Here is a 14,529-nt window from a genome sequence, read left to right on the forward strand (position 1 = left end):
ATTGCGATCAGCAGCGCGGGGGAGCGCGGCAGATGCAGCGCGACGAGATCGTCGGCGCCGACGCCGCGCGCCGCAAGCTGGCCGGCGAGCCGGCCGGACATCGCATCCAGCCGCGCATAGTCATACGTCTCGTTGCGCCAGATCAGGCCGGGCGCGGACGGCGCGATGCGGGCCTGCCGCAGGAAGCTATCGAGGACGTGTCCTGCCGGCTCCGGCTGCGCGGTCATATTCCAGGCCGCAATCCGCGGATCGCGGCTCGCGTGGGCTCCCAGCACGCGGCCGATCGGCATGTCGCCATCGTCAGCGAGAGCCATGAGCAGCCTGCGCAGCTCCGCAATCAGCTCGGTCGCGGACGCGCCGTCGAACAGACCGGGCCGGACGTGAAGCCGCAGCGTCAACCGCGGTCCGGGCAGCACCGCCAGGCTCAGCGGATAGTGGTTGGCGTCGCGCCCCTGCACCCGGGTGATGCGCAACGCTTCGGCATTGTCGATGGCATCAGCCGAGAGCGGATAGTTCTCGAACGCCAGCAGCGTGTCGAACAGCGCGTCGGTGCCGAGCATCTGCTGGATCTCGCCGAGGCTGAGATGCTGATGGGCGATCAGCGCCGCCTGGCGATCCTGCAGCTCGCTGAGAAACGCCTTGATCGTGCGCGCGGGCGACACGCGTGCGCGCAACGGGACGGTGTTGGCAAGCAGGCCGACGATCTGGTCGGCGCCGTCGAGCGCGGCGTCGCGCCCGGCGACGGTGATGCCGAACACGACATCGTCGCGATGGGTGCGCGCCGCGAGCCACAGCGCCCAGGCGCCCTGCATCAGGGTGGCAAGCGTGATCCCGAGCGAGCGCGCGGCTGCGACCAGCCGCTGGGTTTCGTGTTCGTCGAGCGCGACGTCGGTCTGCGTTGCCGTGATCTGGCCCGGCAGGTTCGGCGCGACCAGCAGCGGCCCGCTCCAGCCGTCGAAGGCCGTGCGCCAGGCTGTCAGCGCCGCGGCGCGATCCTGACGGTCGAGCCAGTCGAGATAGCGGCTGAACGGCACCGCCGGCGGCAGCTCGGCTTTCCCGTGATAGAGCTGCATCAGCTCGCGCAGCACGATCGGCATCGACCAGCCGTCGATCAGGATGTGATGCAGCGTCAGGATCAGGACGTTGGTCGTGCCGGCGCTGACCAGGCTGCTGCGCAGCAAGGGCGGAGCCGCCAGGTCAAAGCGGCGCGTCAGGTCATCGTGGCGGACTTGATCCAGAGCCGCCTGCAAGTTCCTATCAGCGTCGACCGTCAGTTGACGCCAGGGCAGATCGACCGCCGACACGACGCTCTGTGTGAAGCCGCTGCTGTCGTCGGCCCGGAACGCCGCGCGCAGATTGTCGTGCCGCGCGATCAGCGCGGCGATCGCGCCGCGCAGCCGGTCGCGATCGAGTTCACCTGCAAACTCCATTTCGAGCTGGACGACATAGACGTCGGCACGGACGGGATCGGACAGGTTCTCGTAGAGCAGGCCGCGCTGCAATGGCGACAGCCGGAGCTGACGGACCGACGGCTTTGCGGCCGGATGCGGCGCGGCCGGCGTCAGTTCGGCAAGGCGCTCGAGCAGGGCGAACCAGCGCGTCGCGAGCACCTGCACGACGTCGTCATCGACGAGGCTTCGGTCGCTGGACCAGGTGGCGCTGAGGCGGGCGTCGGCGCCCTGGCCGATCACCACCGTGTTCAATTCGATCGCATGGGCCGGACGCAACTCGGCCTGCTCGACGAGGTCGCCGGGCAGTGCCGTCGGGATGATGCTCCAATCCGCAACATGATCGGTCGAGAAACGGCCGAGATAGTTGAAGCCCGCCTGCGGCGTCGGCAGGCGGGCGAGCGTCCGCGCCGCGTCCTCGTCCAGGTAGCGCAGCAGGCCGAAGCCGAGCCCGTCGTCAGGGACGTCGGCGAGACCGGACTGCACGGCGTGCAGCGCGCCGAGCAGGCGTTCGGCGTCGCCGGCGGTGGTCGTGGAATCTCCGGCGGGAAGGTCGAAGCGAACGGGATAGAGGCTCGTGAACCAGCCCACGGTGCGCGACAGGTCGATGGCAGGGTCGAATTCGTTGCGGCCGTGGCCTTCGAGGTCGATCACGATGGTCTGCGCTGCCGCATCGCCATCGGCGAGCGTCGTGACGAAAGCCGCAAGCAGGATGTCGAGCACCCGCGCGCCGAGCCGTCGCGGCGCCTCGCTCATCACGCGCGCAGTCACCGCTGCCGGCAAGGTCAGCGTCAGATGCTTGACGCTGTTCGCAACGGGCTGGCGGGGCGGCGTCAGCCGCAGGGGAGCGGCGCTTGCCGCCAATGTTCGCTGCCAATGCGGCAGCTCTGCCTGCACGGAGGAATATCGCGACCGCGCTTGAAGCAGCCGCGACCACTGCCCGAAGCTGGTGCCGAGCGCAGGCAACTGAGCCGGCTGGCCGGCCGTCGTAGCGTGCCACGACGCGGCGAGCTCCTCGATCAGGATCCGCCACGACACGCCGTCGACGGCGAGATGATGCAGTACGAGCAGCAGCGCGTCGTTATCAGCTACGCTGGCCGTGAATTGAACCGCCTGCAGCATCACGCCGCCTGCGGGATCGAGACGCGCCTCGGCAGCGCCGATCTCCTGGCTGATCCGCTGCGCGCGCTGCTCCGGCGTCAACGCGGCGACGTCGATCTCGCGCAGCCGGCGCCGCGCCAGCGCTGTGTCGGAGGGCGCGATGTGCAGCGACGGCCTGCCATCGATCGGATCGAATGCGAGGCGGGACCGCAGCATGGCATGGCGCGACAACGTGGCATCGAGCAGGGCGATCAGTTGCTGCGACGTCAGGCCGCGCGGCAGCCGCACGGTCATGCTCTGGCTGAAGCGGTCGACATTCCTGCCGCGCTCGAGCAGCCAGCGCATGATCGGCGTCAGCGGAATGGGGCCGCCGTCCGTGCGATCGTCGGCGGTGACCTGCTGGGCCGCGGTTGCAACGCTCGCGAGCTTCGCGATCGTGCCCTGCTGGAACACGTCGCGCGGCGTGATCACGAGCCCGGCGCGTCGCGCGCGCGTCACCATCTGGATGCTGGTGATGGAATCGCCGCCGAGCGCGAAGAAATTGTCGTCGATGCCGATCGTGCCGTGGCCGAGCAGCTCGGCCCAGATCGCGGCGAGCACCTGCTCAGACGGTGAGCGCGGCGCGCGGTGGGGTGCCTCGGACGCAGCAGCGAGATCGGGCTCAGGCAGCGCCTTGCGGTCGAGCTTGCCGTTCGGGGTGAGCGGCAGCGCATCGAGGCTGACGAACAACGCGGGCACCATGTAGTCCGGCAACAGGCTGCCGAGATGGCTGCGCAACTCTGTGACGGACGGCGCAACGCCGTCGCGTCCGACCACATAGGCGACGAGGCGCCGCCCGTGCGGATGCTCCTGCGGCACCACCGCGGCAGCGGCGACGCCGTCGTGCCGTCGCAGCGCCGTCTCGATCTCGCCGGGCTCGATGCGGAAGCCGCGGATCTTCACCTGTTGGTCGGCGCGACCCAGGAACTCCAACGTGCCGTCGGCCTGCCTGCGCGCGCGATCGCCGGTGCGGTACAGCCGGGTGCCCGGCGGTCCGAACGGATCGGCGATGAAGCGCTCCGCCGTCAGATCCGGGCGGTTGAGATAGCCCTGCGCAAGCCCCGCGCCGGCGACATACACCTCGCCTGCAACCCCGATCGGTACCTCGTTGAGCTGGGCGTCGAGCAGGTGAATGCGCGCGTTCTCGATCGGTGCGCCCATCGGCGGCGGCGCGTCGCCCGACAACGGCGCGCTGATGCTGGCGCAGACCGAGACTTCGGTCGGCCCGTACGCGTTCAGCATCCGGCGATGCGGCGACCACAGCGCGACGAGATCGCCGGGGCAGGCTTCGCCGGCGACGACGAGGACGCGGCAGCCGGCGAGATCGTCCGGCTCCATCACGCGGAGCGCTGTCGGCGGCAGCGTCGCATGGGTCACCGCGCAGGATTGGACGAGCGTCGCCAGGGACGGTCCGGGGCGCAGCGTGTCGGCGTCGCCGGTGACGATCGCGGCGCCCTTCGAGAGCGCCGTGGCGATCTCGGAGACCGACGCGTCGAAGCTCGGCGAGGCGAACTGCAGGACGCGGTCGCCGGCTCCGATCTCGAACGCGACCGTCTGGGCATGGACGAGATTGACGAGGCCGCGCTGCGGGATGGCGACGCCCTTGGGGCGGCCGGTGGAGCCGGAGGTGAAGATGACGTAAGCGAGGTCGTCGGGCAGCGGACGATGGTGCGGCCGCGCCGGCGGCGGCTGCAGCAGCGCGGGATCGTCGAGCCGGAGCTGCGCGAGATTGTCGGGCAATGCGGCGGTGCTGCCGTCGGTCAGCACCAGTTGCAGCCGGGCATCCCCGGCCATGACGCACAGCCGCTCGGCCGGATAGGCCGGATCGAGCGGCACATAGGCGTGGCCGGCCTTGAGCACGGCGAGGATCGCGACGATCAGCTCCGGCCCGCGGTTCAGCGCAATGCCGATCAGTGCGTTGGTCGTGGGAATGCGAGCGGCGAGGTGTCCCGCGAGATGATCGGCGCGGCGGTGCAGCTCGGCATAGCTGATCTCGCCACCGGCGTGGATGATCGCAGGCCGGTCGGCATGGTCACGCGCGGCCGCATCGAGCAGATCGAGGATGGTCTCGTCGGCAGCACGCGGCGCAGCCGTCGCGTTCCACGTTTGTAGCTGGCGCCGTTCGTCGGCGCCGAGCATCGCGAGGCTGCTGAGCCGCGCCGCGCCGTCGGCCCTCGCCATCGCGCGAAGCAGGGTTGCGACATGGCCGGCCAGCCGCGCCATGCTGGTGGGCGCGAACATCTCGGCGTCGTATTCGAGAATGCCTTCGAGGCCGCCGTCGGCGGTCGGCTGCAGCGACAGGGTGAGCGCGAACTTGGCGACACCGGGCTCCGGCGGATGCATCCGGGTGGTGAGGCCGGGCATGTCGGGGGCGCGGAAGGCGGCGGCGTTCTGTAGCGCCAGCATCGCCTGGAACAGCGGGCTGATGCCGAGCTGGCGCTGCGGCTGCAGCTCCTCGACCAGCTGCTCGAACGGCAGGGTCTGATGCGCGAAGGCGGCGAGATCGGTCTCGCGCACACGGGCGAGCAGCTCGGCCAATGTCGGATCATCACTGAGGCGCAGCCGCAGCACCAGCGTGTTGACGAAGAAGCCGATCAGGCCTTCGAACTCGCGGCGGGTGCGGTTGGCGATGGGGGTGCCGATGCTGATGTCGTCGCTGCCGCTCCAGCGCGCCAGCACGGTGGCGAAGGCGGCGTGCAGCACCATGAACAGGGTGACGCCATGGCGTCGCGCGAGCGCCTCCCAGGCTGCGACCTCGTCGGCCCCGTGGCGCAGATGCACGAAGCCCGCGGGATGGTGCGGCGTCGCCGGCCGCGACAGGTCGAGCGGCAGCTCGAGCCGCGCCGGCGCATCGGCGAGCGTCGTGCGCCAGTAGGCGAGCTCGCGCGGAATCGGACCGTTGGGATCGGCGAGCAGCTGGCGATGCCACAGTGCGTAGTCGGCATAGTGCACCGACAGCTCGGGCAGGCTCGCAACCGTGCCGTTGCGGGCGGCCGCATACAGCCGGGCCAGCTCGCCGAAGAAGATGCCGGACGACCAGCCGTCGAAGGCGATGTGATGGATGACCACCGCGAGCACGTGGCGCTCGGGAGCGAGCCGCACCAGCACCGCATGCAGCGGCAGGTCGCGCGACAGGTCGAAGCGGTGCTGCACGAGGCCGTCGAGCCGTGCAGCCAGCGCGGCGTCACGGTCGGCGGGCGCGAGATCGGAGAGGTCGTCGTGCAGCAGGCGAAAGGCGCCGGCCGGGCGGATGATCTGGACCGGACGATCGGCCTTGAGCTCGACCGTGCTGCGCAGGCTCTCATGGCGTGCGACCAGCGCCGTCAGCGCGCGATCGAGCGCTTGTGGATCGAGCAGACCATCGAGGTCGAGCGCGAAGGGAATGAGATAGGCGGCCGAGCCGCCTTCGAGCTGATCCAGGAACCAGAGCCGGGTCTGGGCAGCCGACAGCGGCAGGTCGACCGGACGGGGCACGGCGACGAAGGCGGTGGCCTGATCGCCGGCCTCGCCGTCGAGGCAGGAAGCGAGGCGGGCGATGGTCGGCTGCTCGAACAGCCGGCGCAGCGGCAACTCGCGGCCGAACTGGCTGCGCAGACGGGAGACGAGGCGGGTGGCAAGCAGCGAATGGCCGCCGAGCGCGAAGAAATTGTCGTCGATGCCGATGTTGGCGTGGCCGAGCAGCTCGGCCCAGATCGCGGCGAGCGCCTGCTCGGTGGCGGAGCGCGGTGCGCGATGGGGCGCCTCGGAGGCTACGGCGAGGTCCGGCACGGGCAGGGCCTTGCGGTCGAGCTTGCCATTGGGGGTGAGCGGCAGCGCATCGAGCGTGACGAACAGCGAAGGCACCATGTAGTCCGGCAGCAGGCTGCCGAGATGGCTGCGCAGCTCCGCGATGGACGGCGCAACGCCGTCGCGGCCGACCACGTGGGCAACGAGGCGCCGCCCGTGCGGATGCTCCTGCGGCACCACCGCGGCCGCAGCGACGCCGTCGTGACGGCGCAGCGCGCTCTCGACCTCGCCGGGCTCGATGCGGAAGCCGCGGATCTTGACCTGGTGGTCGGCGCGACCCAGGAACTCCAGCGTGCCGTCGGCGCGCCAGCGGGCGCGATCGCCGGTGCGGTACAGCCGGGTGCCCGGCGGTCCGAACGGATCGGCGATGAAGCGCTCCGCCGTCAACCCGGGACGGTTGATGTAGCCGCGCGCGAGGCCCGCGCCCGCGACATACACCTCGCCCACGACGCCGATCGGGACCAGCGCGAGCCGCTCGTCGAGCAGGTGCACCTGCATGTTGTGGACCGGGCGGCCGATCGTTGGCGGTGCGTCGTGCGGACCATCGGAAAACCAGGCAGTGGAATAGACGCTCGCTTCGGTCGGCCCATACAGATTCCAGATCCGGCAGTCCGGCAGCACCGCACGCGTCCGGTGCACCAGCTCCTCGGGCAGCGCCTCGCCGGCAAGGATCAGCGCGCGCGCATCGGTCGGCAGCGCCGACGTATCGAGCAATGCGCGCAACACCGACGGCACGCCGCTCAACAGCCGCATGCCGGAGCGGCCGCGATGGGCGATGGCGAGCATATCGGGGGCGACCTCGATGCACCCGCCGCAGCTCAGCGGCGAGAACATCTCCAGCACCGACATGTCGAAATTGATCGAGGACGAGGCGAAGGTCGCCGCCAGCACGTCGGTGCCAACAGCGGCAAAGCTCCAGCGCACGAGATTGACGAGGCCGCGCTGGGGGATGGCGACGCCCTTGGGGCGGCCGGTGGAGCCTGAGGTGAAGATGACGTAGGCGAGGTCGTCGGGCAGCGGACGGATTTGCGGCCGTGCCGGCGGCGGTCGCAGCAGCGCGGGATCGTCGAGCCGGAGCTGCACGAGATCATCGGGCAACGCGGCGGTGCTGCCGTCGGTCAGCACTAGCTGCAGCCGGGCGTCCGCGGCCATCACGCGCAGCCGCTCGGCCGGATAGGCGGGGTCGAGCGGCACATAGGCGTGCCCCGCCTTGAGCACGGCGAGGATCGCGACGATCAGCTCCGGCCCGCGGTTCAGCGCGATGCCGATCAACGCGTTGGTCGCCGGGATGCGGGCAGCGAGGTGTCCCGCGAGATGATCGGCGCGGCGGTGCAGCTCGGCATAGCTGATCTCGCCGCCGGCATGGACGATCGCGGGCCGGTCGGCGTGCTCGCGCGCGGCCGCATCGAGCAGATCGAGGATGGTCTCGTCGGCGGCGCGGGGCGCTGCCGTGGCGTTCCACGTTTGTAGCTGCCGCCGTTCGCCGGCGCCGAGCATCGCGAGGCTGCTGAGCCGCGCCGCACCATCGGCCCTCGCCATCGCACCGAGCAGGGTCGCGACATGGCCGGCCAGCCGCGCCATGCTGGCGGGAGCGAACATCTCGGCGTCGTATTCCAGGATGCCTTCGAGGCCGCCGTCGGCGGTCGGCTGCAGCGATAAGGTCAGCGCGAACTTGGCGACACCCGGCTCGGGCGGATGCATCCGGGTGGTGAGGCCGGGCATGTCGGGGGCGCGGAAGGCGGCTGCGTTCTGCAGCGCCAGCATCGCCTGGAACAGCGGGCTGATGCCGAGCTGGCGCTGCGGCTGCAGCTCCTCGACCAACTGCTCGAACGGCAGGGTCTGGTGCGCGAAGGCGGCGAGATCGGTCTCGCGCACGCGGGCGAGCAGCTCAGCCAGTGTCGGATCGTCAACGAGGCGCAGCCGCAAGACCAGCGTGTTGACGAAGAAGCCGATCAGCCCCTCGAACTCGCGGCGGGTGCGGTTGGCGATGGGGGTGCCGATGCTGATGTCGTCGCTGCCGCTCCAGCGCGCCAGCACGGTGGCGAAGGCGGCGTGCAGCACCATGAACAGGGTGACGCCGTGGCGTCGCGCGAGCGCCTCCCAGGCCGCCACCTCGCCGGAATCGTGGCACAGATGCACGAAGCCCGCGGGGTGGCGCGGCGTCGCCGGCCGCGGCAGGTCGAGCGGCAGCTCGAGATGCGCCGGCGCATCGGCGAGCGCCGTGCGCCAATAGGCGAGCTCGCGCGGGATCGGACCGTCGGGATCGGCCAGCAACTGGCGATGCCACAGCGCGTAGTCGGCATAGTGCACCGGCAGCTCAGGCAGCTTGACCGGCGTGCCGTTGCGCGCGGCCGCATACAGCCGGGCGAGCTCGCCGAAGAAGATGCCGGACGACCAGCCGTCGAAGGCGATGTGATGGATGACGACCGCGAGCACGTGGCGCTCGGCACCGAGCCGCACCAGCACCGCATGCAGCGGCAGGTCGCGCGACAGGTCGAAGCGGTGCTGCACCAGGCCGTCGAGCCGCGCAGCCAGCGCGGCATCACGGTCGGCGGGCGCGAGATCGGAGAGGTCGTCATGCAGCAGGCGGAAGGCGCCGGCCGGGCGGATGATCTGCACCGGCGCATCGGCCTTGAGCTCGACCGTGCTGCGCAGGCTCTCATGGCGTGCGACCAGCGCCGTCAGCGCGCGATCGAGCGCCTGGGCATCGAGCGCGCCGTCGAGGTCGAGCGCGAACGGAATGAGATAGGCGGCCGAGCCGCCTTCGAGCTGATCGAGGAACCAGAGCCGGGTCTGGGCGGCGGACAGCGGCAGGTCGGCCGGGCGCGGCACGGCGACGAAGGCGGCGGCCTGATCGCCGGCCTCGCCGTCGAGGCAGGCGGCGAGGCGGGCGATGGTCGGCTGCTCGAACAGCCGGCGCAGTGGCAGCTCGCGGCCGAACTGGCTGCGCAGGCGGGAGACGAGGCGGGTGGCGAGCAGCGAATGGCCGCCGAGCGCGAAGAAATTGTCGTCGATGCCGATGCTGTCGTGGCCGAGCAGCTCGGCCCAGATCGCGGCAAGCGCCTGCTCGGTGGCGGAGCGTGGCGCGCGATGGGGCGCCTCGGAGGCCGCGGCGAGATCGGGCTCGGGCAGGGCCTTGCGGTCGAGCTTGCCGTTCGGGGTGAGCGGCAGCGCACTTAGCGTGACGAACAGCGCCGGCACCATGTAGTCCGGCAAGAGTGTGCCGAGATGGCTGCGCAGCTCTGCGATGGACGGCGCGGCGCCGTCGCGGCCGACCACATAGGCGACGAGGCGCCGCCCGTGCGGATGCTCCTGCGGCACCACGGCGGTAGCAGCGACGCCGTCGTGACGGCGCAGCGCGCTCTCGACCTCGCCGGGCTCGATGCGGAAGCCGCGGATCTTGACCTGGTGGTCGGCGCGTCCCAGGAACTCCAGCGTGCCGTCGGCGCGCCAGCGGGCGCGATCGCCGGTGCGGTACAGCCGGGTGCCCGGCGGTCCGAACGGATCGGCGATGAAGCGCTCCGCCGTCAACCCGGGACGGTTGATATAGCCGCGCGCGAGACCCGCGCCCGCGACATAGACTTCGCCGACGACGCCCGGCGGCAGCGGATTGAGGGCGTCATCGAGAATGACGACGGGGCGATTGGCAAGAGTGCGCCCGAGCGGAAGGGGTGACGTGATCGCGGCCACGTCAGACAGAGCATGCCGCGTGACGAAGGTCGTGGTCTCCGTCGGACCATACGCGTTGGAGACCACCGTGCGGCTGTATTCGAGCACGCGGCGCACCACATCCGGCGACACGGTCTCGCCACCCGTCAGCACCTCACTCGCCCCGTCGAAGCAGTCGGGATGCTCCTCCGCGATCGCTGCGAACAGTTGATAGGTCAGGAACAGGCGCGTGACGCCATGCTGACGGATGGCCGTGGCCAGCCGGCGCGCGTCGAATGCGCCGGTTGGTCCGATCGCGATCGTGTGGCCGTGGAGCAGCGGCACGAACAGCTCGAAGGTGCTGGCATCGAAGGCGGGATTGGAATGCAGCAGGATCGTCTGCGGTCGGTCGTCGTGCCAGACCGGGTCGTCCGCCAGCGAGAGGATGTTGCGATGGCTGATGCCGACGCCTTTGGGATAGCCGGTCGAGCCCGACGTGAACATGACATAGGCAAGATCATCGGCTGCGCCGGCGACGCCTGGATCCCGATCATCGAAGGCGTCGGGACGAGGTGAAAGAATGTCGAGGCCGCCATGGCCGGCAAGCTCGGCCACGAGCGCGGGCGCGGTCAGCGCAAAGCGGACGCCGGTCTGGCGCAGGATGAAATCGCGCCGATGCCTGGGCTGGCCCGGCTCCAGCGGGACATAGGTCGCGCCGGCCTTCAGCACCGCAAGCACGGCAATGACGAATTCACAGCAGCAGGCGAACAGCAGCGCGATCGGGTCCTGCGGCCGGACCCCGGCCGCGATCAGGTCGTGCGCGAGCGCGTTGGCGCGGCGGTCGAGATCGCGATAGGTGAGCGTCTGGTCGTCGGCGCGAAGGGCAATCGCGTCGGGGATGCGGCGGACCTCGGCCGCGAACCGCGTGGCAAGCGTTTCGCGCGGCGCGACCGCGGTGAGACAGGCGGGCGCGCCGGGACCATCGGCGCGCTCCAGATCGGGGGCGGCCAGCGCCAGCCTTGCCGCCGGGATTGCGGGGTCATCGGCGAGCCCGCGCAGAAGCATCTCGAACGCGCCCGCCCAATGCACAACCGTCGCCCGGGCAAACAGATCCGGATTGAACTTGAAATTGCCGAACAGCGCCTCGTTCGCCTCATAGAGCTCGAGCACGAAATCGAACTGCCCGAGCTGCTGCGGAAACTGGTAGACGCGCGCCGCCAGCCCGCCCCAGGTGCTCCAGCCGTCATCCGGCAGCGGCGCGATCAGTCCCTGGACGGCATGCTGTCCGCGCAGCTGCAGGAAGTTGAAGCAGGCCTCGTAGACCGGGGTCCGCGCCGGATCGCGCTGCGCCTGCAGCCGTTGAGCGAGCACCGCGAAGGGATAGTCCTGATGCTCCGCCGCTTCGGCGGCCGCCCGTCTCGTGGCGTCGAGAAAGGCGGCGAGGCTCTGGCCGTCCACCAGGCGCGTGCGATGCACGACCGTGTTGACGAAATAGCCCACCGTCGGATCGAAGGCCGGCTGGGTACGCCCGGCCACCACCGAGCCCAACAGGATGTCGTCCTGCCCGCTCAACCGGTGCAGCAGCAGGCTGTAGGCGGCGAGCAGCACCACGGACAGCGTGGTCTCGTGGCGTCGCGCCAGCGCCTTGAGCCGTACAAGCAGCTCCGGCGCGATGGCGAGGTCGATCTGCTCGCCGCGCTGGCGGCGCTGCGCCGGCCGCGGATGATCGAGCGGCAGGTCGAGCACGGGAAGCTCGCCGGACAGCAGCCACTGCCAGTACGACCACAGCTGCTCGCCGCGCGCCCCGCTGAGCATCGTGCGCTGCCAGCGCACGAAATCCGCATAGCTGCGCTCCACGCGAGGGAGCTGAGGGACCTCGCCGCGGGCCCGCGCCTGATAGCTGCGTCCGATTTCGTCGAGCAGGATGACGATCGACTGGCCATCGATGACGATGTGATGAGCCAGCGGCAGCAGGACGTGATCCTCGCGTCCGCGGCTGATGAGCACCGCCCGGAACAGCGGGCCGCGCTCGAAGTCGAACGGTTCTTCGTAGGCGTCCTGCACCGCCCGATCGAGCTCAGCCGGGTCTGCGACCTGCACGTGGCGCAGCTCGGCCGCGCGCGGCGAGACGGTCTGGATCGGCGTCCCGCCACGCCAGGCGAAGGTGGCGCGCAGGGCAGGGTGGCGCTCGATCACATCCTGCATGGCCTGCCGCAGCGCTGCGACATCGACCGCACCGCGAAGCCGAATGGGAAATGCGACGTGATAGGCGGTGCTGGTGGCATCCAGCTGATGCAGGAACCACAGCGCCTGCTGCCCATACGACAGGGGATGATGAGCCGCCTCGGTCCCGCGTCGGCGCAACAGCTCGGCCGCGAGTTGCCGCTTGCGCTGGAGTTCGTCGCCGTTGCCGGCGGCCGGAGTCTCGATCGGGCTGTCCTCAGCCGGCAGGCGCTCCGATTCTGCGCGGGATGGATCCCATCGATCGTTCACGATGCGTCACGCTGCAGACGGGTCGGCGGCATCTCGCTGGCGGCGGAGACTGAGCGGCCGCATGTCGGTCCAGGCACCCTCGATGAACGCGAGGCATTCCGCTTTGCCGCCCGTCGGTCCGGTCTGCCGCCATCCAGTCGGGATGTCCTTGAATTGCGGCCAGAGCGAATACTGCTCCTCGTCGTTGACCAGCACGACGAAGACGGTGTTCTCGTCGTCGAATACATTCACCATGTCGACACCAAGGGCATAGAACGGCGTTCCCTGAACCGCGCGGTACGGGTGATGCAGATCAGCGGCCGCAGCAGGCGGCCGTGTGCAAGCGGCTTAAGCGGTCGCCGTCTCGGCGGTCGTACCCTTGCGGGTCAATCCGCGCTTGACCTGCTCCTTCATCGTCTCGAGATCGACCGACAACAGATCTCCGCCCTTTTCGAAATGATTGACGAAGACCCGGCCGATGGCCCATGTGAGCGCCGAGGCGAATGCCGGCACGACGGCGATGCCGAGCAGTGGACCGATGAACGGAACGTAGCGGGCCGCGCGGATCGCGACGCCGGACAGCGGGCTGACCGGCACGATGCCGCCAATCAAGGCGGCCACGTACGACTTCACGGCGTTCTCGTTGAACGGAATTTCATAGACCTCGGCGAGCTCGCTGATCATCTTGATCTGAATACCTGTCAGCGCGAAAACATCGAGCAAAGGCAAAGGGATGAGTCCGGTGATGGCACCAAACCCGGCGTTGCGCTTGACGATCGCCAGCGCCTGCTTGTGATGCTCGGGGGACACGGGGGCGGGGGAAACAGCTTGGTCGCTAGCAGCCAAATTTGTCATGATGATTGATTCCCAATTATTAGTTGAAAGGTACCATCCTTCCACCTCCCTTGGAAGGGCCGTCCGCTCGCTTCTCGCGGACTGTCACCAGATAATGTCCAGGTGATTGATACGGATGTCGAGAGACCGATCAAAAGAAGCTTAGACTTATCAGGACGTAGCAACGCCGAAGGCGGCTGAGAGGTGCGGGCAATGCACAATGAGGTGCGGATTCATGGGAATCCCCTCGATTGTCCTGTGAGCATCGTCGGCGCGGCCGCATCTGGAGGTGCGGCAGCATCGGCCTGTCATGATAATATGCAACAAATTTGAAGTGGGTTGATCGATGCCTGATCGCTGGCAGCATTCGTTTGCTGATGAGTGGCTTCTTTGTTTCAAGCCGAGACCTGCGGCCCGCCGCCGGCTGGTCTGCTTCGGGCCGGCAGGAGGCGGCGCGTCATTCTATCGGCGTTGGCCCGATCTGGCGCCGCCCGATGTCGAGGTGCTGGCGGTCCAGCTTCCAGGTCGGGAGACGCGCCTTGGCGAGGAGCCGCGTCGCGACATCGTGGAGTCCGCAGCGGAGGTCGTCCGCGCGCTGCTCGCCAGGCCGGATCTGCCGACTGTGCTGTTCGGCCACAGCATGGGCGCGCTGCTGGCGCTCGAAGCGGCTCGGGGACTTCGCCGTGCGGAATATGCGCCCGAGCTCCGTCTGGCGGTCTCCGGCCGGGAATCCCCCGATCTTGCAATGCAAGATACCGGTTTCGTGACGCTGGCCGATGATGAGTTTCTGATCGCCGTCGATCGCCGCTACGGCGGCATTCCGCCGGCCGTGATGGAGGTCGCGGAATTGCGCGAGCTGATCGCGCCGGCGCTGCGCGCCGATTTCGCGGCCGTGCTCGGCTATCGCATTCCATCGCCCGATCCGCTCGACATCGATCTCACCGTCATGCGCGGACGCGATGACCCGCAGACGGCGGATGAGCGGATCGCAGGATGGGATCGTGTCTCACTCCGGCCCGTTCGCCGCTGCGATTTTCCGGGCGGGCACTTCTATTTGTCCGATCGTGCTGAGGCGGTGCTGTCGGAGCTGCTGGCCGACCGCTTCGTCGCCGCGCCGTCCTGAGGCGCGGTTCGATCAGGTTGCATATTGTCCGATTGGTTTATTTGTCAGCCTTGCCGTGCCCTCTTTGCCGTGGACGCT

At 69.4% G+C, this 14,529-nt stretch carries 4 protein-coding genes (1 of these 4 only partly in view); 1 reads left to right on the forward strand and 3 read right to left on the reverse strand.

Annotated features, from left to right (window positions below; translation table 11 throughout):
- From ACQR2C_RS07160 to ACQR2C_RS07170, 3 genes are all read right to left on the reverse strand, one after another.
- Positions 1 to 12,515: the 5' portion of a non-ribosomal peptide synthase/polyketide synthase gene (locus ACQR2C_RS07160; RefSeq protein WP_434880814.1), read on the reverse strand. The gene continues 5,374 nt to the left of window position 1, outside the view; 12,515 of the gene's 17,889 nt are visible here — the first part of the coding sequence; the start codon lies at positions 12,513 to 12,515; its stop codon lies beyond the left edge, outside the window.
- A 6-nt stretch (positions 12,516 to 12,521) separates the two neighbouring features.
- On the reverse strand, positions 12,522 to 12,749 hold the full coding sequence (locus tag ACQR2C_RS07165; RefSeq protein WP_315800408.1) for an MbtH family protein: 228 nt from the start codon (positions 12,747 to 12,749) through the stop codon (positions 12,522 to 12,524).
- A gap of 93 nt (positions 12,750 to 12,842) precedes the next feature.
- Positions 12,843 to 13,394, reverse strand: a complete 552-nt coding sequence (locus ACQR2C_RS07170; protein ID WP_315800407.1) for a YcjF family protein — start codon at positions 13,392 to 13,394, stop codon at positions 12,843 to 12,845.
- Between the two features lie 280 nt (positions 13,395 to 13,674).
- On the opposite strand from ACQR2C_RS07170, the gene ACQR2C_RS07175 reads away from it, so the two are divergent.
- Positions 13,675 to 14,451, forward strand: a complete 777-nt coding sequence (locus ACQR2C_RS07175) for a thioesterase II family protein (protein ID WP_434880815.1) — start codon at positions 13,675 to 13,677, stop codon at positions 14,449 to 14,451.
- Positions 14,452 to 14,529 lie beyond the last annotated feature (78 nt).

The sequence above is a fragment of the Bradyrhizobium sp. HKCCYLRH3061 genome, assembly GCF_051168015.1.
Classification (GTDB): Bacteria; Pseudomonadota; Alphaproteobacteria; order Rhizobiales; family Xanthobacteraceae; genus Bradyrhizobium.